Source organism: Streptomyces sp. NPDC041205 (genome assembly GCF_055591765.1).
Map to the genome: position 1 here is coordinate 66,030 of NZ_JBVIZH010000013.1, position 23,565 is coordinate 89,594.

A 23,565-nucleotide genomic window follows, 5' to 3' on the forward strand; every position below is an offset into this window, starting at 1 on the left:
TCGGCACCCTGGGAGACGGCAAGCGCCGCCCATCGCTCGCCGGTCCGCACCCTGTCGCCCCGCACCCGACGACCGGCGGACGGTCGCCTGATTCGGGGGTTGACATGACCACACAGAAACGCTGGACACGAAGGGTAGGCTTCGCCGCTGCCGCCGGGCTCGGGTTCGCACTCGGGACGCTCACCACGCGCAGCGCTCAACGGGGCAGTCAGGCCGCGCTCACACAACAGCATCGTCTCCACTTCGACCTGCTGTGCAGGGCCATGAACGACGCCGCCCTAGCCGCCGTACTGGACACGTACGACAGCAACGTGCCATTGGACAAGCAACGCCAGTACCTCTTTGCCAACGCCCTCTACACCAACGCATTGCACGCGCACCGCATAGGCGCCCTGGACATCGAAGAGCTCTACGGACACCTGCGAGTGATGTGCCAGAATCAAATCTTCCGGGACTACTGGGAGGCGACGCGGCACCATCGCGCGAGCTTGCACAGCGCCTCCGCAGAAGCTCAATTGGGCCGAATGATGGACCGGCTGACCCGTGACCTCGCGGACGCGGACACCGACGATTGGTGGGTCGTGGGCGAACCGCCCACTCAGTAGGTTCGGTTGGTGGCAGTCACAGCACTCGATCCCGGATCAAGCCGCTAATCTGTCCCCGCCGTGACCACCTATCCCCCAAGGACCGGGATCCCCTTGAAGATCGTGCGCCGAATCGGCGCGCCTCCGCGCGAGCGGGGCAGCGCAACCGGCCAGACATGCCCCGACATCTTCGAGCTCAGCGACGGCAACTTCGCCGTCATCGGGACAGACAGGACCGAGGCGCTCGAACGCGAACTGCCGAGCGACGCTGCACGTGCCGACTACGAGCGCATCGTCGTCATCGACCGGGCCACCCTCATCCGAGCCAAGGCCGACATCCCTGAGGCCTGAGGGGCCCGTACAGCCGTCGTTGCGCCACACCCCGGCCCGCAACACGGCCCTCTGGTCACAAAAAGTGAACACCCTTTCACAGCAGTGACACTTCACCCCTTTGCCTGGCGCAAGGACCGCAGAATGGCTGCTACTCCCGGGCATGAGGCTGCCCGCCCACTCTACATAAGGCGCCGAATAGGCCGTGCCCCGCACCGTCGGGGCAGCCTCACCGGCACAACCTGCCCGATATCTTCGAACTCAGCGACGGCAACTTCGCCGTCATCGGAACAGACAGAACCGACGGGTTCCGACACCTCTTGGCGGCGGAAAGCGAGGATACGCGCGTCGTTGTCATCTCGCGCGAGACACGCGTCTACGCCAGGGCGTCCATACCTGACACGTAACAGCGATTGCCGCCAGCTGATCAAGGGATCTGGGCGGCAACCGCCGTCGCAAGCCTCGGCCTCATCCCAAGGCCGGGGCCCGTTTCCCTCTCCACACCACGGGAAGGATTCCGCGGACCCAGGGAGGCGCTGATGGTACGGCAGCGAACATGGCGTTCGGCACGCTGGTTCCTCTGGTGGGCCACGGCGGCCACAGCAGGGGTTGCCCTCGTCGGTGTCGCCTCCGTCGCAGTCAGCGGCTGGCTCATACAAGGCGTGGAAGCCGTCAACGGCGACAGGCGCACGGCTGCGGAGCGCAGTTCCCTCGGCGACTACTTCGGAGGAGTGAGCGCGGTCTTCTCCGGCCTCGCCCTACTTCTCCTCGTCATCACGCTCTTGTTCCAACAGCGAGAGCTACGCATGCAGCGCCGCGAACTCTCCCTGCAACGGGCAGAGCTGACCGCATCCCGTGACGAACTGCGCCGAAGCGCCGAGGCCGACATGCGCGCTCTGCACGTCCAACTGACACAGATGGCCATGGACGATCCGGACCTGGCTGCAGTATGGAACGACCACCCGGACATGGCCCACCCCCCGTTACGCCAACACCTCTTCGCCAACCTCACCTTCAATCACTACGTGCTCGCACTCAGCTGGGGCAGCTACACCGAAGCCGACCTGCTCATCCATGCGAGGAGCCTGCTCGACAGTCCTACCTTCCGTGACTACTGGCATGCCGCTCGAGCACGCAAGGCTGAACTGCCCGCCGACAGCTTCGAGGGACGATTGTTTCAACTATTCGAACAGGCCTACGCCGACTCAGGGAGGGGCGTGCCTCCGTCGTCAGCGTAGGCCTGCCCCGCTCGCTTCAGACGGACCCCTCCGGCGCGGGCACCGGAACCGGCGGGACCGGCCCCGCATACCGCGCCGCAGGCCGAATGATCTTCGAGTCCTCCGCCTGCTCCAGGATGTTGGCGCTCCACCCGACCACTCGCGCCGAGGCGAACGTCGGCGTGAACATCTCGCGTGGCAGCCCGCACAGTTCCATGACCACGCCCGCGTAGAACTCCACGTTCGTGTGGAGTTCGCGGCCCGGCTTGAGCTCCGCGAGGATCGCCTCGACCTGCCGCTCCACCTCGACCGCGAACGCGACCAGCTCCCCGCCGAACCCTTGCGCGATCCCGCGGAGCATCCGGGAACGCGGGTCCTCGGTGCGGTACACCGGGTGCCCGAAGCCCATGATGCGTTCACCCGCGAGGACCCGTTCGCGGATCCATGGGTCGATGCGGTCGGGGGTGCCGATGGCGTCGAGCGTGTCCAGGGCCCGGCTCGGGGCGCCACCGTGAAGGGGCCCCGACAGCGCGCCGACGGCACCCACGAGACAGGCGGCCACATCCGCACCGGTCGAGGCGATGACCCGGCCCGTGAACGTGGACGCGTTGAATCCATGGTCAATGGTGGAGATCAAGTATTGCTCGACCGCACGGGCCCGGTCGGCGTCCGGCCGTGAACCCGTGAGCATGTAGAGGTAGTTGGATGCGTACGGAAGGTCGTCACGCGGCTCGACCGGGTCGAGGCCTTGGCCCAGCCGGTACAGCGCGGTGAGCAGCGTCGGTACGACGGCGGACGCGGCGAGCGCGTCGGCGCGCCGCCCGTCACCGTCGATGTCGTACACCGGGCGGAAGCCCTTGGCGGCCCCGAAGAGCGAAAGGGCCGAGCGCAGCCCGGCGAGCGGCCCCGACAGGGCGCTGGCCCGGGCGATGCCGGGCAGGGCCGCCCGCACCTCCTCGGGGAGGTGCCGCAGCGCGGCGGTCTGTTGGGCGAAGGCGGCTCGCTGCGCGGCGTCCGGCAGCGAGCCGTGGAACATCAGGTGCCAGACGTCCTCGAAGCTGCGGGTCTGCGCGAGCTCCACGGCGGAGTACTGGCGGTAGTGGTAGAAGCCCTCGCGCCCCCGGACGTCACCGAGTTGAGTCTCGGTGACGACGACGCCCGCGAGTCCACGTGGGACCTGGACGGGAGCGGTGGGGGTGGCGGCGGAGCCATTGATCGGCATGTTGTTCCTCGACTTCCTCCCTGGACTTGATTCGACTGTCCATGCTTGACTGAAACTCTGTCAATATTGATTGAATCAATATGCTGATGCGGATATCGGGACATGGATACCGTGACGCCCATGACGGATCAAGAAGCGGGGCACAGCGCCTCCGCGCGCGCAGACCGCCGCCTCAGCACCAAGGAAGCCGCGGAACTCCTCGGCGTGAAGCCGGAGACCGTGTACGCGTACGTGAGCCGCGGCCAGCTCAGCAGCCGCCGCGGCCCCGGCGCGCGGGGCAGCACCTTCGACCCCAAGGAGGTCCAGGCGCTGGCCCTCAAGAACAGGCGCGAGCCCGCCGCGGCCTCCGGGGCCAACGAACTCTCCGTACGCACCCGCATCACCCTGATCGAGAAGGACCGCTACTACTTCCGCGGCGTGGACGCGGCCGCGCTGGCCCTGCGCCATTCCTACGAGGAGGTCGCCGAGTGGTTGTGGACCGGCGTGCTGCGGCCGGGCATCCACTTCACGGCACCCCCGGAGCCGTCCGGCTCGGCACGTCTGGCCGTGCGCGCGCTCCCGGAGCACTGCGGCCCCACGGACCGTCTGCGCGTGGCGGCCATCGCCGCGGGAGCATCCGACCCGCTCCGCTTCGACCTCTCCGAGGAAGCCGTCATCGGCACGGCCCGCACCCTGATCCCGACACTCGTGGCCGCGCTCCCGCCCCTGCTGCCCACCCACCGGGACGGCGGCCCGCTCGCCGGACGCCTGTGGGGACGCCTCAGCGTCCGCAAGCCCGACGACGCGTCCCTGCACGCCCTGGACACCGCGCTCGCCCTGCTCGTCGACCACGACCTGGCGGCGTCCACACTCGCAGTCCGCGTCGCGGCATCGGCACGCGCCCACCCGTACGCGGCCGTGTCGGCGGGGCTCGGCGTCCTGGAGGGCCCCCTGCACGGCGCGGCCAGCGGCCTCGCCCACCGCATGATCCTGGAGGTCCTCGACCGCGGCACGGCGGCGCCCGTCGTCGCGAACGAGCTGCGCGCGGGCCGCCGCGTCCCCGGCCTGGGCCACCGCGTCTATCAGGGCGAGGACCCCCGCGCGCAGGCGCTGTTCGGCCTCCTGGAGACGATGCCGAAGGCCGGCCCGGCGTTGGCGGCGGCCCGTGACGTGATGGCCACCACGGCCCGCCACACCGACCTGCACGCCAATGTCGATCTCCCGCTCGCCGTCCTCACGGCGTCGTCCGGCATGGCCGCGGAGGCGGGCGAGGCCGTCTTCGCCGTGGCGCGCACCGCCGGGTGGATCGCGCACGCCCTGGAGGAGTACGGGGAGCAGCCCATGCGGATGCGTCCCGTGGGGCAGTACGTCGGGGTGCGGCCGCCCCAGCCGCTGCCGGAGGCGCAGAGCCTGCCCGGCGCGACCGAGCTACCCGGCGCGACCTCCGCGCCCGGCTCACCCAGCAGGTGAAACCGGCTGGTCCGGGCGCGGGTTAGGCTCACCTCCGTGAGTACGTGCGCGACCGCCTCGCGGGATCTGGACGAACCTCTGGCGGGCACCGCGGCCACCGCCAGGACCTGGCTGCTCCTGGAACAGCCCGGCCCCTGGGGCGCCAAGGCACTGACGTCGAGCCATCTCGATCCGGACGTGGGCCGCGCCCTGGAGCGGGCGGCCGAGTCGACCGGCGTACGGGTCGCCCTCATCCGGCGCCCGGGGCGTCACGCCGACTGCCACACACCCGCGCGGCACCGCGTCTACGTAGCTCACACCGTCCCGGGCAACGCCTGGCTGCGCTCCCATGTGGTGGATGAACCACGGCAGTTGCTGGACCTTGACTTCGCGGCGCTCGGCGCGGGTGACCACGGGGGTTTCGGCACGCCGCACACGGGCGAGCCGCTGGCGCTCGTGTGCACGAACGGCAAGCGCGACCGCTGCTGTGCCTTGCTCGGCAGGCCGCTGGCCGACGAACTGACCGCCTCCGGAGAGGAAGGCGTCTGGGAGATCACTCATCTGGGTGGTCATCGCTTCTCCCCCACGCTCCTCGTCCTGCCGCACGGCTACGCGTACGGCCGCACGGAGGCGCACGCCGTCAAGGAGGTCCTGCAGGCGGTGCGTGAGGACCGCGTCGTCACCGAAGGGTGCCGGGGCTGCTCCGCCTGGGAACGCCCCGGTCAGGCCGCGGAGCTGGCGGTGCGCACGGCCGCGCGGGAGGACACGCTGGGAGCGCTCAGCGTCGTGGGCACGACGGGTGGCGCTCCACGCTGGGAGGTGACGGTCACCCACACCGACGGTCGGCGTTGGCGGGTCACCGTCGCGCAGGGTGCCTCGTTGCCGCCGCGTCCGGAGAGCTGCGGGGCGGCGCTGGGGTCGCCCGCGCGGATGGACGTGATGGCGGTGCGGGAGATCGTCTAGGGCCGCACGGCCGACGGGCTCCCGGGAGATCCACGCCACACTCCCTTCGGAGCGGGCCACCCCTCGCCGTACCGTTCGTACACATGAGCCCGACTCCACCTGCCCGACGCCTACGCCTCGGCCTGCCGCGGCGCGTCTTCTCGCAGGTGCTGCTGATGCAGCTGGCGATCGCCGCCGGGGTTGCCGTGCTCGCCACCGGGCTCTTCCTCGCGCCGCTCAGCGACCAGTTGGACGACCAGGCGATGCGCCGGGCCCTCGCCATCGCGCAGACGACGGCCGCGCAGCCCCGGATCGCCCAGGATCTGGCCTCCTCGCGCCCCGCGGCCGACGGACCGGTGCAGGCCGCTGCGGAGCGGATCCGCAAGGCCAGCGGCGCCGAGTATGTCGTGATCATGAACAAGGAGGGTGTGCGCTGGTCGCACACGGACCGCGACGAGGTGGGCAGGGTCGTCTCGACGGACCCCAGCGACGCGCTCGCCGGCCGCGACGTCATGGAGATCGACAACGGCACGCTCGGCCGCTCCGCGCGCGGGAAGGTGCCCTTGCGGGACACGAGCGGCACGATCGTGGGTGCTGTCTCCGTAGGCATCGAGTACGACAGCGTGCGCGCCCGGCTGATCCATACGATCCCGAGCCTGTTCGCGTACGCGGGCGGGGCGCTGGCCGTCGGGGCGCTCGCCGCCTATCTGATCTCGCGCAGGGTGCACCGTCAGACGCGTGACCTCGCGTTCTCCGACATCTCGGCGTTGCTCGCGGAGCGCGAGGCGATGCTGCACGGCATCCGTGAGGGTGTCGTCGCCCTGGACCGCGGCGGCAGGATCCGGCTGCTCAACGACGAGGCGCAGCGGCTCCTGGGGATCGGTACGGAGGCCATCGGGGAGTCCCTGGAGGCGGCGCTCGGCGAGGGCCGCACCACGGATGTCCTGTCGGGTCACGTCACCGGCACCGACCTGCTGACGGTACGCGGCCAACGTGTCCTGGTCGCCAACCGCATGCCCACGGACGACGGCGGCGCCGTCGCGACCCTGCGCGACCGCACCGAACTGGAACAGCTCGGCCGGGAACTCGACTCCACGCGCGGCCTCATCGATGCCCTCCGCGCCCAAGACCACGAGCACGCCAACCGCATGCACACACTGCTCGGCCTGCTCGAACTGGAGATGTACGAGGAGGCCGCGGAGTTCGTGGGCGAGGTGGCGGGCGCGCACCGGGTGACCGCCGAGCAGATCACCGAGAAGATCCACGACCCGCTCCTGTCGGCCCTGCTGGTCGGCAAGGCGACCGTCGCCGCGGAGCGCGGCGTGACACTCGCCGTCTCGGCGGACACCGCTCTGCCCGACCGGCTCGTCGACCCCGGTGGTCTCGTCACGATTGTCGGCAACCTCGTCGACAACGCGCTGGACGCGGCGGGAACCCTGCGGCCCGGGGCGGCAGGCATCGGGCACGCGCGCGTGGAGGTGGCTCTTCGCACCGAGGGGCCGGAGGGGCGCACGGTGGTGCTTCGGGTACGCGACTCGGGTCCCGGTGTGCCGGCGGAGCAGCGTGAGTCGGTGTTCACGGAGGGCTGGAGCACCAAGGAGCCGCCGGCGCACGGGAAGCGCGGTATCGGGCTCGCTCTGGTGCACAGGCTCGCCGAGCGGCAGGGCGGGAGTGTGGCGGTCGGTGCGGCGCCCGGCGGTGGCGCCGAGTTCACGGTCGTACTGCCCGAGGGGCTCGCGGAACTACGACCGGTGGCCACGGAGGATGCACGATGATCGAGGTTCTGGTCGTGGACGACGACGTGCGCGTGGCGAACGTCAACGCGGCCTACGTGGAGAAGGTTCCGGGTTTCCGGGTGGCCGGGCGCGCGCACAGCGCCACCGAGGCGCTGCGCCTCGTCGAGGAGCTTCCGGTCGACCTGGTGCTACTTGATCACTATCTGCCGGACGAGACGGGCCTGGCCGTGGTCCGCTCGCTGCGTGAGCGCGGGCACCAAACCGACGTGATCATGGTGACGGCGGCCCGTGACATCGCCACGGTGCAGGCCGCAATGCGTCACGGCGCGCTGCAGTACCTGGTCAAGCCCTTCTCGTACGCGGGACTTCGCGCCAAGCTCGACGCGTACGCGACGCTGCGCCGCACTCTCGACGGCGGCGGCGAGGCGGAGCAGGCCGAGGTCGACCGCATTTTCGGTGCCCTCTCGGCCACACCGGCGCCGGAGCTGCCCAAGGGGCACTCCCCCACGACCGCGGAGCTGGTCCGCAGGGCGCTGATGGCGGCTGAGGGGCCGATCTCCGCCCAGGAGCTGGCGGAGTGCACCGGGTTGAGCCGCCAGACCGCACAGCGCTATCTGAAGCTTCTGGAGCGCACTGGCCGTGTGCGGCTGAGCCTGAAGTACGGCGACACGGGGCGCCCTGAACACCGCTACGCGTGGTCGTCCTCCTGACCTGCTACGCGGCGCCCGCTCCGGTCAGCGAGCGCACCTCTGTCTCCGCGTGCTTGGCCTTGTCCGCGGGGTCCGACGAGGTGACCGTGCCGAACCATCCCGCGAGGAAACCGAGCGGAATCGACACGAGGCCGGGGTTCTCCAGCGGGAAGTACTGGAAGTCCACACCGGGGAAGAGGGAGTTCGGGCCTCCTGAGACCACGGGCGACAACACCACGAGCACCAGCGAGGGCAGCAGCCCGCCGTAGACGGACCAGACGGCGCCCCGTGTGGTGAACTGCCGCCAGAACAGCGAGTAGAGCAGCACCGGCAGGTTCGCGGACGCCGCGACCGCGAAGGCCAGGCCGACGAGGAACGCGACGTTGAGGTCGCGGGCGACCAGGCCGAGCGCGATCGCGACCGCGCCGATCCCCACCGCCGCGACCCGCGCCACCGCGACCTCACTGCGCGGCTTGGCGTTCTTGCGCCGCAGCGAGGCATAGAGGTCGTGGGCCACGGACGCCGAGGAAGCGAGCGTGATCCCGGCGACCACGGCAAGGATCGTGGCGAACGCGACGGCAGCCACGACCGCGAAAAGAACCGTTCCGCCCGTGGAGTCCGCACCGCCGCCCAGATCGAGCGCGAGCAGCGGAACCGCGGTGTTCCCTGCCGCGTTCGAACCGCGCACCGCGTCGGTCCCGACGATCGCCGCCGCGCCGAAGCCGAGCACGATCGTCATCAGGTAGAAGCTGCCGATGAGGCCGATGGACCAGACGACCGAGCGTCGGGCGGCGCGTGCGGTCGGCACCGTGTAGAAGCGCGACAGGATGTGCGGCAGTCCGGCGGTGCCGAGCACCAGCGCGAGACCGAGGCTGATGAAGTCGAACCGCGAGGTCCAGTCCCCGCCGTACTTCAGCCCGGGCGCCAGGAACTGCCCGCCGTACCCACTGCGGTCGGCGGCCGTCCGCAGCAGTTGGTCGAAGTCGCCGTGGAAGCGCATCAGTACGAGCACGGTCAGCGCGATCGCCCCGGCCATCAGCAGGACCGCCTTGACGATCTGGATCCACGTGGTGGCCCGCATCCCTCCCATCGACACATAGATGACCATGAGCGCGCCGACGCCGATCACCGTCCAGGTCTGCGCCGCCTCGCTCGTCCCGCCCAGCAGCAACGCGACCAGCGAGCCCGCCCCCACCATCTGCGCCACCAGATAGAGAACGGACACGGTCACCGAGGAAGTTCCCGCGGCGATCCGCACCGGCCGCTCCCGCATCCGCGCCGCCACCACGTCGGCGAGCGTGAACCGCCCGCAGTTGCGCACCAGTTCGGCCACCAGGAACAGCACGACGAGCCAGGCCACCAGGAAGCCCACCGAGTAGAGCAGCCCGTCGTAGCCGTAGAGCGCGATCAGCCCGGAGATACCGAGGAACGAGGCCGCCGACATGTAGTCGCCCGCGATGGCAAAACCATTCTCCATGGGCGAGAACAACCGACCGCCCGCGTAGAACTCCTCCGCGGAGCCGTGCCGGTTGCGGCTCACATACGTCGTGATCCCCAGCGTGACCGCGACGAACGCCCCGAACAGGACCAGCGCCAGTGTCTGGTGATCCCCCGTCACCGCTCGGCCCCCTGGCGCAGCTCCTGCTCCCGCTTCTGCTCGAACACGACCCACCGCAGATCGAGCGCCGCCTTGTCCCGCCGCAATCGGGCATGCCGTGTGTACGCCCATGTCAGCAGGAACGTTGTGGCGAACTGCGCGAGGCCCGCGACCATCGCGACGTTCACCGCTCCGCTGACGGGGCGCGCCATCAGCCCCGGCGCCGCCGTCGCGGTCACGACGTACGCCACGTACCAGGTGAAGAAGGCTGCCACGGCGGGGATCACGAACCGTCGATACCGGCGGCGCACCTCCTGGAAGGCCGCGCTCGCCTGCACCTCCAGATAGATGTCGGCGGCACTCCGCTCCGGCGCGGCGGCCGGCGCCGGTACGGCGGGCGCCGTGGGTGCGCCGGTGCCGTCCAGCTCGCCCCATCCGGAGGCCAGCTCGTCGTACCACGGATCCTTCAGATCACCGGGTCGGACCCGCCCGGCGTCGCGGCCGTCGTGCTTCTCCACCGAACTCTCCTTGTCCGCGGCCTGATCCGGCCGCGTGCCCAAGGATGGGCAGATCGGGAAGATCCGTGACTCCGCTCTCCCCGCTCTTCACCCCATCAGGTGACGTAAGCTCCTCACCCCCGTGTTCTGCCAGGCGGCTGCGCGAGACCGTGCCGGTAGGCGTAACGCACCGCCTGCGCACGGTCCTTGAGGCCCGCCTTGGCGAAGAGGTTGTTGATGTGGGTCTTCACCGTGGCGGTGGAGACGTGCAGTGCCCGCGCGATCTCCTGGTTCGTCATCCCTTCCGCGATCAGAGCGATCACCTCCGTCTCCCGCAAGGTCAGTCCGTCGGGGGGCTCCGCCGGGCGCGTGGTCTCCGAGGGCTCCGAAAGCCGCTCGAGGAGGCGCCGCTGGATCTTCGGCGAGAGCCCCGCTTCCCCCGAGAGCACGTCCTCGACGGCCCGCACGATCTCCTCACCGCCCGCGTCCTTGGTGAGATAGCCCCGCGCCCCGGCCTTGAGCGCAGGGAACAGCGACTCGTCGTCGGCGTACGTCGTGAGCACCACGACCTGCGTGCCCGGATACTGCGACCGGATCCGCCGCGTGGCCTCCGCCCCGTCACAGCGCGGCATCCGCAGGTCCATCAGGACCACGTCCGGCGAGAGTTCCGCGACGAGCCGCACCGCCTCCTCGCCGTCGCCCCCGGCCCCGACGACCTCAATGCCCGGCAGCAGCCCCAGCAGCATCACGATCCCCTCGCGCACCACGGTCTGATCGTCGACCACGACCACCCGCGCGGGCGGCCTGCCCCCACCACCAGCGCCAGCGCCCCGCGGACCCACGCCCTCACCACCACTGCCCGTACCCCGCCGACCGGCGACGCCAGCACCAGCCTCGTGGGAGCCGTCGCCCATCGTCATCCCGGCACCTTCAACCGCACCGCGAAGCCTTCCTGTTCAGGACCTGCCTCCAGCGAGCCGCCCAACAGCTCTGCGCGCTCCCGCATGCCCAGCAGACCGTACCCGGCTCCCGAAGCCGCGAGTTCGCCCGGCGAACCGCCCGAGTCCCGCACGTCCAGCGTCACCTCCCCCTCCCCGTACTCAAGGAGGACCGTCACCTTGGCCCCCCGCGCGTGCTTGCGCACGTTCGTCAACGCCTCCTGAGCCACGCGGCGCACCGCCTGGGAAGCCTCCGCCGTCAGGGCCCGCCGCTCCCCTGTGACCGCCACCGATGCCCCGTCCGAGGCCACCAGTTCCCGCAAGAAGTCCTCCACCGGCGTCATCTCACCACGCAGCGCGGACAGTGCCTGCCGCGTCTCAGCCAGTCCTTCCGAAGCCATGGACCGGGCGGCCACCACGCGCCCGAGGATCTGCTGCCGGTCTCCATCACCCTCGATCAACAGCCGGGCCGCCTCCAGGTGGACGAGCTGGGCGGACAGGCTGTGCGCGAGCACATCGTGGATCTCCCGGGCGATCCGCCCCCGCTCGGCCAACGCTGCCGACTCGGCCTCGGCAACGCGTGCCGCACGCTCCTGGGCCAGCAACCGCTGAGCGTTGCCCCGGGCTTCCGCGTCCAGCCGCAGCACGTACCCGGCGAGGGCGAGCCCCGCGGTGACGGCCGCCGTCGTCGGCCAGGGGTCCTCATTCACCAGCGCGAACGCCCCGAGTGCCGTCCCTGTGGCGATCACAGCCGCCCCCAGGGGCAACCGCTCCATCGACATGATGGCGGCAGCGCACCACAGCACGGCCGCCGGAAGGTCGAAGCCGGTCGCGTGGGCCGCGAAGCCCACCGCCAGGACAAGAGCGAGCGACCCCAGGGACAGCCACAACCGCTGCTCCAGCGTGGCACGGAAGTACGCCACGAGGGATGCCCCGCAGGCGACGATGGCGACCAGCCCCAGCGCCACCCCCCAGCCCGGGATCCCGCCTCGGAAGAGGGTGCTCCAAAGCAGCAGGCCGATGAACACCGCGCGCACGAGCCAGCTGAGCAGCCGCCGGGGGCGCGTCATCCTCTCGCTGGACAGGGCCTCTCGCGACGGCCAGCGCGTCCAGGTGTCACGTGTGACGGACGCCCCGCCTCCTCGGGGAGCCCCGGGGCCGACGGGATCTGTCCCCATCAGTGTGGGCATTTTGTCACCGTACGCCGCCGGCCAGGGCCCGCGCCGGGCGCAGGACCTGGGCCCGCAGTTCCAGGATGCCCGCGCGCACCAGCAGCGACGCGGCCAGGCCGACCAGGAGCGCGCCGGAGCCCTGGTGGATACCGATGAGGAGGCCTGCCCCCATGAGCCCGAGCCGGGCGGCTATGCCGGCGACCCAGACGACCGCTGTGGACTTGGTGCCACGGTTCCACACGGATCCGTCCTGCTCGGTCCAGACGCGGCTGGTCCAGGCCCAGGCGGCGCCCATCAGCAGCCCCACGACGATCTCGCCGCCGAGCAGCACGAGGGAGGCCGTCTCATGCTGGGGGTCGACGACATCGGAGCCCTTGAGGCCGATGTAGCCGAGCACCACGGGCAGCAGCCACCAGCGCTTGGAGCCGGTCATGCGCTGCGGCTGCGTCTGGCGTATGACGACGAGAGCGACTGCGGCAAGGATCAGCAGCGCGTTGGCGAACCCGGGCATCACGGCCTCCGATGGCATGCGCGGACGAAGAAGACGGAGGAAGAAGTACGCCTTCGACGCTACGGAATCAGCCTGGTCAGAGGATCGGAGCGAGGGTGGATCATGGGTGGATCCGGCAACTCCACCCGTGGGTGGAGAGGCCCGTCACGAAGCCCTCCGGTCGCGCGGACGCGAGCGCCCCGCGAGCTCCGGAAGCCCCTGCGAGGACACATCCGGCACACACGGGGCACTCACACGTTCAAGTACGCGCCCGCACGGATCTCACGCGTCGATGCGCGACCGGTCCAGCGTCGCCGCCGAGCTCGTGATGAACTCCTTGCGCGGCGCGACCTCATTGCCCATGAGCAGGTCGAAGACCTGCTCCGCCGACTCGAGATCGGAGATGTTGATCCGGCGCAGGGTGCGATAGCGCGGGTCCATCGTCGTCTCGGCCAGCTGGTCGGCGTCCATCTCGCCCAGGCCCTTGTAGCGCTGGATGGAGTCCTTGTACCGCACGCCCTTGCGCTCGAACTCGAGCAGGGTGTCGCGCAGCTCACGGTCCGAGTACGTGTAGACGTACTTGTCCTGGCCCTTCTTGGGCTGGATCAGCTCGATCCGGTGCAGGGGCGGCACGGCGGCGAACACACGGCCCGCCTCGACCATGGGCCGCATGTACCGCTGGAACAAGGTCAGCAGCAGGATGCGGATGTGCGCGCCGTCGACATCGGCGTCGACCAGCAGGATGATCTTGCCGTAGCGCGCCGCGTCGATGTCGAAGGTCCGGCCGGACCCGGCTCCTATGACCTGGATGATCGCGCCGCACTCGGCGTTCTTGAGCATGTCCGAGACCGAGGCCTTCTGGACGTTGAGGATCTTGCCGCGGATGGGCAGCAGGGCCTGGAACTCAGAGTTGCGAGCGAGCTTGGCGGTGCCGAGGGCGGAGTCTCCCTCGACGATGAACAGCTCGCTGCGGTCGACGTCGTCGCTGCGGCAGTCGGCGAGCTTCGCGGGCAGCGAGGAGGACTCCAGGGCGGTCTTCCGGCGCTGGGCGTCCTTGTGCTGGCGGGCCGCGATGCGCGTGCGGGCAGCGGCGACGGCCTTCTCCATGACGGAGCGCGCCTGCGCCTTGGCGTCACGCTTGGTGGACGTCAGGAACGCCTTGAGCTCCTTGGCGATGACGTTGGCGACGATGCGGTTGGCCGCCGACGTGCCAAGGACTTCCTTCGTCTGACCCTCGAACTGGGGCTCCGCGAGGCGCACGGTGACGACGGCGGTGAGGCCTTCCAGAGCGTCGTCCTTGACGATGTCGTCCTCGGCGACGCGCAGCAGCTTCTGCGCGCGCAGTGCCTCGTTCATCGTCTTCGTGAGCGACCGCTCGAAGCCGGTCACGTGCGTGCCGCCCTTGGGGGTGGCGATGATGTTGACGAAGGACCTGACCGTCGTGTCGTACCCGGTGCCCCAGCGCAGCGCGACGTCCACGCCGAGCTCCCGCGTGACCTCGGTCGGCGTCATCTGGCCGTGGTCGTCGAGGACGGGCACGGTCTCCTTGAAGGTTCCCTGGCCGGAGAAGCGCAGGACGTCGCAGACGGCCTTGTCCTGCGCCAGGTATTCGCAGAACTCGCTGATTCCGCCGTCGAAGCGGAAGGATTCCTCGCCCTTCGTGCCACCCTCACCGAGGCCGAACTCGTCCCGCACGACGATGGTCAGTCCGGGCACCAGGAAGGCCGTCTGGCGGGCGCGCTGGTGCAGGTTCTCCAGGCTGAGCCTGGCGTCCTTGAGGAAGATCTGGCGGTCGGCCCAGTAGCGCACGCGCGTGCCGGTGCGGGTCTTGGGGATCTTCTTGACCTTGCTCAGCCGTGCCGCCGGGTCGAACGCCGCGTCCGCGCCGGGCTTGGCGAAGGCTCCGGGGACACCGCGCCGGAAGCTGATGGCGTGCGTGTGCCCGGCGCGGTCCACCTCGACGTCGAGACGTGCCGACAGGGCGTTCACCACGGAGGCGCCCACGCCGTGCAGACCGCCGGAAGCCGCGTACGAACCGCCGCCGAACTTGCCGCCCGCGTGCAGCTTGGTCATGACGACCTCGACCCCGGAGAGCCCGGTCTTGGGCTCGACGTCGACCGGGATGCCTCGGCCGTTGTCCCGGACCTCTACGGAGGCGTCGTCGTGGAGGATGACCTCGATGTGGTCGCAGTACCCACCCAGGGCCTCGTCGACGGAGTTGTCGATGATCTCCCAGAGGCAGTGCATCAGACCGCGGCTGTCCGTCGACCCGATGTACATGCCCGGGCGCTTGCGGACGGCTTCGAGCCCCTCCAGGACGAGAAGGTGCCGCGCGGTGTAGTTGGAACCGTCCCGGTCTGCTCCGGTCAGCAACGCTGTGGACGGCACGGACGTCTCGGCGGTCACGCGGTTCGCTCCTCGCTGAATTTCAAGGGAGGCCCTTTGGGGTAAGGGCCCGGCTTCTACTGCCCGTCAGAGGGTACCGAGGCCTGGTAGAGCCGTTGTCACGCCACCCTCGACTCGGCCCAGACTAGTCCAGAAGCGTACGCATGTTCGATAGCCCGATGGAGTGAAGCACACATCACGTTCCCTTCCAGGCATGAACCATTTAGGCTCCGGGCACGTCCTCATGAACAACCGGCAAGCCAGCCGGCGAGGATCTGACCTGACAGACAGCGCGAAACCGTACGACAGCAATACGGCACATTCGCCGCCAACCGGCAGCAGACAGCCACCCCGAATGAAAAATTCGAGGAAAAGCCACGAGCGGGAACGTTTTCGGCCTGGTTGGATGTTGACCCTGGTACGACAGCTCGTCGAGCTAGAGAAGAGGCGACGTGACTACTGTTCTGACCCCCGCGAGCCCCCTGACGGCCGCTGACCGCTGCGACCGCTGCGGCGCCCAGGCGTACCTGCGCGTCGTCCTGTTGAGCGGCGGTGAACTGCTCTTCTGCGCCCACCACGGTCGCAAGTTCGAGCCGGAACTCAAGAAGATCGCCGCCGAGATACAGGATGAGACGGAGCGCCTGACCGCTGTGCCGGCCAGCTCATCCGAAGAGGAACGCTGAAGCCTCACACGACGACGAGCGAGCGCCGGACCAGCAGACCGGCGACCGGGCGGCTGCCCCTGTGACCCAGGAGCAGCCGCCCGCTCACGTCCTCAGGGCGCCCCACAGCCCGCGATTCCGGGCCGACCGAGGTCCTGGCCGCACCGGCGCCCAACGAGCCCGTGCGGGCCGCCCAGCGCCCCGCACGGCCCGTTAGCTCACCGACCCTGGTTCATCACCCGCACGACGTCCGAGATCCGCGTGTATACCCCCGGACTGCCCGCGCGGCCGCAGCCGTCCCCCCACGACACCAGCCCGATGAGCCGCCCACGCGCGACCAGCGGCCCACCGCTGTCGCCCTGGCAGGCGTCCCGGCCGCCCTGCGGTTCGCCCGCACACAGCATGGACGCGGGTGTGTACGTGCCGTCAGCACTGCCGGGGTACGCCTCCTCGCACACCTTGTCCGCGAGGACCGTCACATCGGCGGCACGCAGCGACCGGGCGTAGTCGCCTCGCCCCGTGGTGTCACCCCAGCCGTACACCTTGGCACTCGTGCCGGGGTCGTAGGCGGTGTCTCCGGCGCCCGCCTTCGCGATCACGTGGCTCTGCGGCAGCGGCTGCGACAGGGTCAGCACCGCGAAGTCACCGGCGTTGGTGTAGCTGTCGTAGCCCCGGTTGATCCGCACGCGGCTTACGGAGATCTCCCTTCCCACATTCGTGGCCAGGTCCTCACGGTCGGCGATGACCTTCAGGTCCGCTACCTCGCCGACGGGCACACCGAGGACTTCCTCACGCATGCAGTGCGCCGCGGTGAGGACTGTCGAGCGCGCGATCACGACACCGCCGCAGAACTGGCCCGACCGCGTACCCCCGAACCGGTCACGGCTCGCGAGGGCCACCGTCCAGGGGCTGTCGGCCACCCGCACCGGCTGGCCTCCGATGATGACGGTGTCGGCCGCCGCGGGGGCCGTGGCGGCCAGGGGCAGCGCGGCTGCCGCGGCCCCCAGAACCAACGTTGACGCCAGCGATCGGGCGATGGGACGACGCATGCGATCTCCTCACTCCGGGTTGCAATCGCACACCCAGAGTCAGCTACTGTCCCATGCCCCGCACGTGCGCCACGCGGGCAGGCGAAAGGCCCGGAGTCCCCTGTGGGACTCCGGGCCTTTCTGTGGCACTGTGCCGTGACTCAGTCCAGGTAGTCGCGCAGGACCTGCGAGCGCGACGGGTGGCGCAGCTTCGACATCGTCTTCGATTCGATCTGGCGGATGCGCTCGCGCGTCACTCCGTATACCTTGCCGATCTCGTCGAGGGTCTTCGGCTGACCGTCGGTGAGACCGAACCGCATGGAGACGACACCTGCCTCGCGCTCGGACAGAGTGTCGAGCACGGAGTGGAGCTGCTCCTGGAGGAGCGTGAAGCTGACCGCGTCGGCCGGGACGACGGCTTCGGAGTCCTCGATGAGGTCACCGAACTCGCTGTCGCCGTCCTCGCCCAGCGGCGTGTGCAGGGAGATGGGCTCCCGGCCGTACTTCTGGACCTCGATGACCTTCTCCGGGGTCATGTCGAGTTCCTTGGCCAGCTCCTCCGGGGTGGGCTCGCGGCCCAGGTCCTGGAGCATCTGGCGCTGCACGCGCGCGAGCTTGTTGATGACCTCGACCATGTGCACCGGGATACGGATGGTGCGGGCCTGGTCGGCCATGGCGCGGGTGATGGCCTGACGGATCCACCAGGTGGCGTACGTGGAGAACTTGTAGCCCTTGGTGTAGTCGAACTTCTCGACCGCGCGGATCAGACCGAGGTTGCCCTCCTGGATGAGGTCCAGGAAGAGCATGCCGCGGCCGGTGTAGCGCTTGGCCAGGGAGACCACGAGGCGGAGGTTGGCCTCCAGGAGGTGGTTCTTGGCGCGGCGGCCGTCCTCGGCGATGATCTCCAGCTCGCGCTTGAGCTTCGGCGCGAGCTTGTCGGCGTTGGCCAGCTTGTCCTCGGCGAACAGACCGGCCTCGATGCGCTTGGCGAGTTCGACCTCCTGCTCGGCGTTGAGCAGGGGGACCTTGCCGATCTGCTTCAGGTAGTCCTTGACCGGGTCGGCGGTGGCGCCCGCGGCGGCGACCTGCTGTGCGGGCGCGTCGTCCTCGTCCTCGTCGGAGAGCACGAAGCCCTGCGCGCCCTCCTCCGCGGGCTCGCCCTCGCCCGGCTTGCCGGCGGCGGGCGTCTCCTCGGTGGCCTCCTCGTCCAGAAGCTCACCGGCTTCCTTCTTGGAGGTGGTCTTCTTGGCCGCCGTCTTCTTGGCGGTCGTCTTCTTCGCGACGGCCTTCTTGGCGGTCGTCTTCTTGGCAGCGGCCTTCTTGGCCGTACCGTCCTCGGCGGCTTCGGCGGTGACCGGCCTCTCGGGCGCGGCCGCGGAGGTGGCCGGCTTCGCCGTGGCGGTCTTGGCCGCGACCGTCTTGGTCGCGGTGCGCTTGGCCGGGCTCTTCGCTGCGACGCTCTTGCGGGGGCGCTTCGGCTCCGCGGCACTGACCATCAGCGTCACACCCTCTTCCTCGAGGATCTGGTTGAGGCTGCGCAGAACGTTCTTCCACTGAGTGGCCGGGATCTGGTCAGCTTCGAAGGCACGACGAACGTCGTCGCCGGCGATCTGCCCATCAGCCTTTCCCCGCTCGATGAGCGCCATGACAGAGACGGATTCGGCGATCTCCGGCGGGAGCGTACGGGATGTGCTGGCCGACACGAACAACCTCTCGGAACGTTGGAAAACGGCTTCCGGCCCCGTCCACTGTGGACCGGAGCCGACGACCGACGGCTGGGGATTTGGGCCGACGGCGCGGGCGGGACCGTGGAGCTCGGACAGCGCCGTGAACGACGGCTGTATTCCCTCCTCGGCTATCACCTCTTAGGTCATCGCGCTGTTCGTAGGAGCGTTACGCCCAATCTACGTGGCCCGAGTCACACCCCGTAAGCGCTCAAAAGCAGCTAGATGCGGTCAGAAGCGACGCGAGTTCCGTCATCCTCCAGTCGGATGCGTACGTCGGGGTCCTCGTGGCTGCACCTACGTCGGCACACTCACGGCCGCATCAACATTCCGCGACATGCATCAACATCCTTCGATGTACGTCGGCGTCCTTGGGGTGTACGTCAGGATCTTTCTGTGTACGTCAGCGTCCTTCGCCCCAGGCCATGACGCCACCCGGGCGCCGGGGCTCGCGGCCGCCGCCTGCCCACGAAGTCGGCGCCGTCCGCCCGCGAAGCCATCGACTTCCCCGCGATCCCCCATGTCATTCCCCGCCGCTGCCGCCGGACCCACCCTGCCCCTGACGGAGCGCGGGAGTCCGGCGACACAGACGGCGGTGTCGGGGCAGCGAAACGATGCTGCGGGGGCGGGGCACGGGTTGCCGTGCTGACGCGGGAGGGTTCAGTGCTCGCGGGGAGCGGGCACCACGCGCTCCACTTCCGGGTGGACGGTGAGCAGCTGCCGCATGGCGGCCTCGGCGGCGGCTCCGTCACCCGCGGCAAGGGCGTCGACGATCCGCGAGTGGTGCACCAGGGAAGCCTCGGTCGGACGGTCACAGCCGGTGACGGGCCCTCCGGACACGTGGAGTGCGGCGGAGACGATGCCGGAGAGGTGCTCCAGCATGCGGTTGCCCGCGACCTGGATGAGCAGCGAGTGGAACTCGGCGTCCGCGCGGGAGAAGGTGATCGCGTCACCCTGGGCCAGCGCGTGGCCCATGATCTCCACCATGTCGGCGAGCCGCTGCTGCACCTCCTCGCGGCCGTGCCCGGCGGCGAGGCGGGCGGCCAGGGGCTCGATCGTCCAGCGCAGCTCGCTGAGTTCGCGCCGCTGGTCGTCACGCTGCGGGCCGAAAGCCCGCCATTCGATGATGTCCGGGTCGAGCAGGTTCCAGTCGCTGACCGGGCGGACGCGCGTGCCGACGTTCGGGCGGGCGCTGACGAGGCCTTTGGCCTCCAGTACGCGCAGTGATTCGCGGACGACGGTGCGGGAGACCTCGAACCGCTGGCCGATCTCCTCCGGGACCAGGGGCCGGTCGGCTCCGAGGTCACCGGAGACGATCATCTGGCCCAGCTGCTGGACCAGTTGGCCATGCAGTCCGCGGCCGCGGTTGCCTGCGGCCCGTCGGCCCACGCGGCCCAGGTCCTGGTCCGCGCCGTCCCACACGGGGGCGACCACGCGGTCGGCGCCGGGAGCCTCCGCGTAGGGGTAGCGGTCGAGTTCGCCCGCCGGGCCGGCGAGGCCGGCGTCTGCGGAGCGGGCGGTGGTCATCATGGTGTGCGCAAGGGTACTCACGGATGAGTTGTCGGCTTGGCCCTCAAGTCCCTTGAGGTCTTTGGTGAAAAGCACACGAAAGGGTGATCGCTTACCTCGCTCCAATTGACGCGTTATCGGAAAGAAGTGGCTGCCTCCCGGAGAGTTGCGCGCAATGCGGGAACGAAAGGCAGCAGATTGCGGTCAGCCAGCCCTGTTTCGCGTCGCGGTGAGCAGATAAGCGCAGAGCAGCGCGGTGACCGACAACGTCAGTGCGCCGCCGACGGGTTGGGCCACCATCCGGAATCCCCCGGCCAGATACCGCTCGACCCCGAAGGGCCATTCCACGAGTGTGAGCTGCCGCAACCTCCCTGGCAGACCGACCGCCGATCGCACAGACGGACCCGTCAGCCCCTTTTGTACGAGGGGTACGACGACAATCGGAACGGCGACGACAGCAGCGAGCCCGGCGGTGGTGGACCGGAACACTCCGGCGGCCAGCACCCCCGCCCAAGCACAGCCGATCATGAAAGTGATCCAACTCGTACTCAAGGAAAGCCAGTCAGCGGGAACTTCGGTGAGCTCCGGTCCGTATACGAGATGGAGCACAGCGGCGTCGCAGCCCACGGTGAGCGCGGCCAGGAGCAGGGCGGTGGCCGCGGCGACCACGAGTTTCGCAGCAAGGAGACCGAGGCGGCGCGGGACGGTGCCTCGGTCCGTGGCGAGCGCGGGGTGACGGAACTCTTCACCGAAGGCGAGTGCACCCAGAAGCCCGGCGCCAAGGGCTGCGGGCGGCAACGGAAGTTCGGTGGGCCAGGCCGCGAGCAGCCGGGGCTGCGGCGTATGGCCGGTGCGGCCGAGGAAGACGCACAGCAGTGCGGATACGACGAGAACAGCGGCCACCAAGAAGTATCCGGTGCCGATTCCGGTGGCACGGCACAGTTCGTAGCGCAGAGGGCGCAGGGGCCCGCGAACCGCGCGGGCGGCGATAGGGGGCGGCAGGGGCGATGCGGGGGGCTGCGAGGGTTGGGACGGGGATGGGTGCGGAGCCTGGGGCCGGGGCTCCGTGGGTGCCGGTGGACCGGTCACGGAGGTGGGCGGCTCGCCGCCGTCCAGCGAGCGGAGCGGAATGAGTCGGGGTGAGGGCTCGGCGGGACGTTCGGGCTCGTCCCGGGGCTCTCTCCTGGGCTCGTCCAGGGGCTCGGCGACGGGCGACCCTGCTCGCAGGGTGGGCTCCGCTTCTACGTCCGGCTCCGTCGGAGGCTCATGCTCAGGCTCCGCCTCTGACCGGCCAGGGCTGATGTACTTCCTTTTCCCAGGCGGGAGTTGAGCCATCAGCGCTGGATCCGGCGAGGTCGGGGACGGAAGGGTGTCGCCCGACGCGTGGGTGACGTCTGGCGGCGCGGTGCCACCATCGCGCGGGCCATGCGGGGGGCTCCCGGTGGATACGCCGGGCGCGCGCTCCGGCGCTGTCGCCTCCGGGGCCCGCCCAAGGCCCGCCGACGCCCCCGCGTCCCCGATCTCGTCCGCGAGGTGATGAACGAGAATGCCGTGCCGGAACGCGGTCTCGCCCACATCCGCGCACGTGCTGCCGTACACCGAAAGCCTGTTGCCGCCCTCCTCCACCACCCCCACGGGCCTGCGGCGTGCGCGTGCCTCCTTGGCCAGGAGGACAGCCAGGCGCGCGGCGTGCGGCGTGCGGACGGCCACGCGGGGGCGCAGCCGGGTGCGAGCGAACTCCCTTGCCTCCTGGTCGGCGACGATGCGTCCGGCTTCGAGCGTGATGACTCGGTCAGCGGTTCGCGCGGCCTCCTTGGAGTCGCTGGTGGCATACAGGACAGTGCCGCCTCTTGCCGCGTGCGCCCGCAGGAAGCCGTGCAACCAGGCACTCTCCCGGGCCGAAAGCCCCTCGGCGGGACCGTCCAGGACGAGCGTGTGCGGGTCGGCGAGCAAGGCGCAGGCCAGCGCGAGCCTGCGGTCCATGCCGCGTGAGAGGGTGCCGAGTGGCTGCTCGCGAAGACTGACGAGCCCGACGGCCTCCAGCACGTCGTCAGCACGTAGCGCGGGCACGCCGACGGCGGCGCAGAGCATCCGCAGATGGCCTCGCACGGAGCGGGCCGGATGGCCGGGGACTTCACCGAGCAGCACACCGACCTCCCGGGAGGGATGGGCGATGCAGTGCAGGGGACGACCTCTGAAGTAGGTGACCCCGCGGCCCTGTTGGAGTTCGAGCATCAACCTGAGCACCGTCGTCTTGCCCGCGTCAGGGGCGCCGAGCAGCGCGGTGACACGGCCCGCGCGTGCCTCGAAGGACACGTCGTCGACAGCGGGCGGGAGCTCTTTGCGGCTCTTGCTGGTCAGTCCGATGGCCTGGATCATCGCTTCTCTCGCGGGATGTGCGACCGCTCGGCGGCCGGGGCGAGTCCGCCGAATCGGGGACGGACGAACCCCGTGGGTACCGCAGCAAGATAACGCGACATTTCCGGCTTTTCGCTCAGGTGATGGGTCGCGGGTGTCAACCGCGGTGCCTGAGGCGCCGAGTGGTGCACCCCGAACGCGCAGCCAGGAGCGGGCGTACGTGATCGAGGGGTGTCCTCAGACGTCCGGTCGCAGCATCGGCGGGTTGAGGAGTGTGGCGCCGCCCGCCCGGAACAGCTGAGCCGGCCGGCCGCCCTGTCGCGTCGTCGTACCGCCGGTGGGGACGAGAAAGCCCGGCGTGCCCGTCACCTTGCGGTGGAAATTGCGTGGGTCGAGCGCCACACCCCACACGGCTTCGTAGACCCGGCGCAGTTCACCGACCGTGAATTCGGGCGGGCAGAAAGCCGTGGCCAGGGAAGAGTATTCGATCTTCGAACGGGCGCGCTCCACTCCGTCGGAGAGGATCTGCGCATGATCGAACGCTAGGGGCGTCGCCTGTTCGCCCTCGCGGCCGTAGCCGCCCTGGGCGAGCAGGGCGTCGACCGGTGCCCAGCGCGCGCTGTGCGCGTCACCGCCCGCCCTGGGCGCGGGCAGATCGGGTGCGAGCGCGAGGTGCGCGACGCTGACCACCCGCATGCGCGGATCACGCTTCGGGTCGCCGTAGGTCGCCAGCTGCTCCAAGTGCGCCCCATTGGCTTGAACCGGGCTGTCCGGATCATGGGCGCACAGCCCCGTCTCCTCGATCAGCTCCCGCGCCGCCGCGGACGACAGGTCCTCATCGGGCCGCACGAACCCGCCGGGCAGCGCCCAACGCCCCTGGAACGGTGACTCACCTCGACGTACGGCCAGCGCGCACAGCGCGTGGCGACGCACGGTCAGCACGACCAGGTCGACGGTGACAGCAAAGGGCGGGAAGGCCGACGGGTCGTAGGGCGACATGCCGCGATCATAGTCGTCTGCCTGACGATAAACACCTCCTACGTCATCTCCCGCAACA

20 protein-coding genes are annotated in these 23,565 nt (G+C 69.9%); 8 read left to right on the forward strand and 12 right to left on the reverse strand.

Annotated features, from left to right (window positions below; all coding sequences use genetic code 11):
- The first annotated feature begins 104 nt into the window (after window positions 1-104).
- The 3 genes from ACZ6BG_RS36000 (at window position 105) to ACZ6BG_RS36010 (ending at window position 2,152) form a co-directional block, all read left to right on the forward strand.
- On the forward strand, window positions 105-605 hold the full coding sequence (locus ACZ6BG_RS36000; protein ID WP_469009668.1) for a DUF6082 family protein: 501 nt from the start codon (window positions 105-107) through the stop codon (window positions 603-605).
- 93 nt (window positions 606-698) lie between these two features.
- On the forward strand, window positions 699-935 hold the full coding sequence (locus ACZ6BG_RS36005) for a hypothetical protein (RefSeq protein ID WP_469009672.1): 237 nt from the start codon (window positions 699-701) through the stop codon (window positions 933-935).
- A gap of 641 nt (window positions 936-1,576) precedes the next feature.
- The gene (locus ACZ6BG_RS36010) at window positions 1,577-2,152 is read left to right on the forward strand and encodes a DUF6082 family protein (protein WP_469009676.1); all 576 of its coding nucleotides are present in this window, start codon (window positions 1,577-1,579) and stop codon (window positions 2,150-2,152) included.
- A 16-nt stretch (window positions 2,153-2,168) separates the two neighbouring features.
- On the opposite strand, the gene ACZ6BG_RS36015 is transcribed toward ACZ6BG_RS36010, so the two are convergent.
- Entirely contained in the window at window positions 2,169-3,353 is a 1,185-nt protein-coding gene (locus ACZ6BG_RS36015; protein ID WP_469009679.1) for a citrate synthase/methylcitrate synthase, read from the reverse strand.
- Window positions 3,354-3,473: 120 nt separating this feature from the next.
- On the opposite strand from ACZ6BG_RS36015, the gene ACZ6BG_RS36020 reads away from it, so the two are divergent.
- The 4 genes from ACZ6BG_RS36020 (at window position 3,474) to ACZ6BG_RS36035 (ending at window position 8,169) form a co-directional block, all read left to right on the forward strand.
- A complete protein-coding gene (locus tag ACZ6BG_RS36020; RefSeq protein ID WP_469009682.1) occupies window positions 3,474-4,802 on the forward strand; it encodes a citrate synthase in 1,329 nt (442 codons plus the stop codon).
- Window positions 4,803-4,838: 36 nt separating this feature from the next.
- Window positions 4,839-5,744, forward strand: a complete 906-nt coding sequence (locus tag ACZ6BG_RS36025) for a sucrase ferredoxin (RefSeq protein ID WP_469009687.1) — start codon at window positions 4,839-4,841, stop codon at window positions 5,742-5,744.
- A gap of 83 nt (window positions 5,745-5,827) precedes the next feature.
- Window positions 5,828-7,498: a sensor histidine kinase gene (locus ACZ6BG_RS36030; RefSeq protein ID WP_469009691.1), complete on the forward strand. Its 1,671-nt coding sequence runs from the start codon at window positions 5,828-5,830 to the stop codon at window positions 7,496-7,498.
- Window positions 7,495-8,169, forward strand: a complete 675-nt coding sequence (locus ACZ6BG_RS36035) for a response regulator (protein ID WP_469009695.1) — start codon at window positions 7,495-7,497, stop codon at window positions 8,167-8,169. The genes ACZ6BG_RS36030 and ACZ6BG_RS36035 overlap by 4 nt, the downstream gene beginning before the upstream one ends.
- A 4-nt stretch (window positions 8,170-8,173) precedes the next feature.
- On the opposite strand, the gene ACZ6BG_RS36040 is transcribed toward ACZ6BG_RS36035, so the two are convergent.
- The 6 genes from ACZ6BG_RS36040 to ACZ6BG_RS36065 form a co-directional block, all read right to left on the reverse strand.
- Window positions 8,174-9,766, reverse strand: a complete 1,593-nt coding sequence (locus tag ACZ6BG_RS36040) for a solute symporter family protein (protein WP_469009699.1) — start codon at window positions 9,764-9,766, stop codon at window positions 8,174-8,176.
- Window positions 9,763-10,263: a DUF485 domain-containing protein gene (locus ACZ6BG_RS36045; RefSeq protein WP_469009704.1), complete on the reverse strand. Its 501-nt coding sequence runs from the start codon at window positions 10,261-10,263 to the stop codon at window positions 9,763-9,765. Before ACZ6BG_RS36045 ends, ACZ6BG_RS36040 begins: the two co-directional genes overlap by 4 nt.
- A 113-nt stretch (window positions 10,264-10,376) precedes the next feature.
- Window positions 10,377-11,162, reverse strand: coding sequence for a response regulator (locus tag ACZ6BG_RS36050; RefSeq protein WP_469009707.1), 786 nt, complete (start codon window positions 11,160-11,162; stop codon window positions 10,377-10,379).
- The gene (locus ACZ6BG_RS36055) at window positions 11,159-12,250 is read right to left on the reverse strand and encodes a sensor histidine kinase (protein WP_469009709.1); all 1,092 of its coding nucleotides are present in this window, start codon (window positions 12,248-12,250) and stop codon (window positions 11,159-11,161) included. The genes ACZ6BG_RS36050 and ACZ6BG_RS36055 overlap by 4 nt, the downstream gene beginning before the upstream one ends.
- A 124-nt stretch (window positions 12,251-12,374) precedes the next feature.
- Window positions 12,375-12,881, reverse strand: a complete 507-nt coding sequence (locus ACZ6BG_RS36060) for a DUF1453 domain-containing protein (protein WP_469009713.1) — start codon at window positions 12,879-12,881, stop codon at window positions 12,375-12,377.
- A 243-nt stretch (window positions 12,882-13,124) separates the two neighbouring features.
- Window positions 13,125-15,248, reverse strand: a complete 2,124-nt coding sequence (locus tag ACZ6BG_RS36065) for a DNA gyrase/topoisomerase IV subunit B (RefSeq protein ID WP_405662059.1) — start codon at window positions 15,246-15,248, stop codon at window positions 13,125-13,127.
- A 431-nt stretch (window positions 15,249-15,679) separates the two neighbouring features.
- On the opposite strand from ACZ6BG_RS36065, the gene ACZ6BG_RS36070 reads away from it, so the two are divergent.
- The gene (locus ACZ6BG_RS36070; protein ID WP_030357361.1) at window positions 15,680-15,910 is read left to right on the forward strand and encodes a DUF7455 domain-containing protein; all 231 of its coding nucleotides are present in this window, start codon (window positions 15,680-15,682) and stop codon (window positions 15,908-15,910) included.
- A 197-nt stretch (window positions 15,911-16,107) separates the two neighbouring features.
- On the opposite strand, the gene ACZ6BG_RS36075 is transcribed toward ACZ6BG_RS36070, so the two are convergent.
- The 5 genes from ACZ6BG_RS36075 to ACZ6BG_RS36095 form a co-directional block, all read right to left on the reverse strand.
- Window positions 16,108-16,938 carry a S1 family serine peptidase gene (locus ACZ6BG_RS36075; protein WP_469009722.1) on the reverse strand — a complete coding sequence of 277 codons (831 nt, stop codon included), beginning with the start codon at window positions 16,936-16,938 and terminating at the stop codon, window positions 16,108-16,110.
- 140 nt (window positions 16,939-17,078) lie between these two features.
- Window positions 17,079-18,626, reverse strand: a complete 1,548-nt coding sequence (locus ACZ6BG_RS36080; protein ID WP_468456213.1) for an RNA polymerase sigma factor — start codon at window positions 18,624-18,626, stop codon at window positions 17,079-17,081.
- A 675-nt stretch (window positions 18,627-19,301) separates the two neighbouring features.
- Window positions 19,302-20,192: a FadR/GntR family transcriptional regulator gene (locus ACZ6BG_RS36085; protein WP_469009730.1), complete on the reverse strand. Its 891-nt coding sequence runs from the start codon at window positions 20,190-20,192 to the stop codon at window positions 19,302-19,304.
- 162 nt (window positions 20,193-20,354) lie between these two features.
- Window positions 20,355-22,529, reverse strand: coding sequence for an ATP-binding cassette domain-containing protein (locus ACZ6BG_RS36090; protein ID WP_469009733.1), 2,175 nt, complete (start codon window positions 22,527-22,529; stop codon window positions 20,355-20,357).
- Window positions 22,530-22,745: 216 nt separating this feature from the next.
- Window positions 22,746-23,507 (reverse strand): NUDIX hydrolase, encoded by a 762-nt coding sequence (locus ACZ6BG_RS36095; RefSeq protein ID WP_469009738.1) that lies wholly within the window; start codon window positions 23,505-23,507, stop codon window positions 22,746-22,748.
- Between the last annotated feature and the right edge of the window lie 58 nt (window positions 23,508-23,565).

What these genes read in the sequence shown, in the direction of transcription:
- ACZ6BG_RS36000 (WP_469009668.1), top strand. Translation starts at nt 105, where the DNA reads ATGACCACACAGAAACGCTGGACACGAAGGGTAGGCTTCGCCGCTGCC.
- ACZ6BG_RS36015 (WP_469009679.1), bottom strand. Translation starts at nt 3,353, where the DNA reads ATGCCGATCAATGGCTCCGCCGCCACCCCCACCGCTCCCGTCCAGGTC.
- ACZ6BG_RS36020 (WP_469009682.1), top strand. Translation starts at nt 3,474, where the DNA reads ATGACGGATCAAGAAGCGGGGCACAGCGCCTCCGCGCGCGCAGACCGC.
- ACZ6BG_RS36030 (WP_469009691.1), top strand. Translation starts at nt 5,828, where the DNA reads ATGAGCCCGACTCCACCTGCCCGACGCCTACGCCTCGGCCTGCCGCGG.
- ACZ6BG_RS36035 (WP_469009695.1), top strand. Translation starts at nt 7,495, where the DNA reads ATGATCGAGGTTCTGGTCGTGGACGACGACGTGCGCGTGGCGAACGTC.
- ACZ6BG_RS36050 (WP_469009707.1), bottom strand. Translation starts at nt 11,162, where the DNA reads ATGACGATGGGCGACGGCTCCCACGAGGCTGGTGCTGGCGTCGCCGGT.
- ACZ6BG_RS36055 (WP_469009709.1), bottom strand. Translation starts at nt 12,250, where the DNA reads ATGACGCGCCCCCGGCGGCTGCTCAGCTGGCTCGTGCGCGCGGTGTTC.
- ACZ6BG_RS36060 (WP_469009713.1), bottom strand. Translation starts at nt 12,881, where the DNA reads ATGCCATCGGAGGCCGTGATGCCCGGGTTCGCCAACGCGCTGCTGATC.
- ACZ6BG_RS36075 (WP_469009722.1), bottom strand. Translation starts at nt 16,938, where the DNA reads ATGCGTCGTCCCATCGCCCGATCGCTGGCGTCAACGTTGGTTCTGGGG.
- ACZ6BG_RS36090 (WP_469009733.1), bottom strand. Translation starts at nt 22,529, where the DNA reads ATGATCCAGGCCATCGGACTGACCAGCAAGAGCCGCAAAGAGCTCCCG.
- ACZ6BG_RS36095 (WP_469009738.1), bottom strand. Translation starts at nt 23,507, where the DNA reads ATGTCGCCCTACGACCCGTCGGCCTTCCCGCCCTTTGCTGTCACCGTC.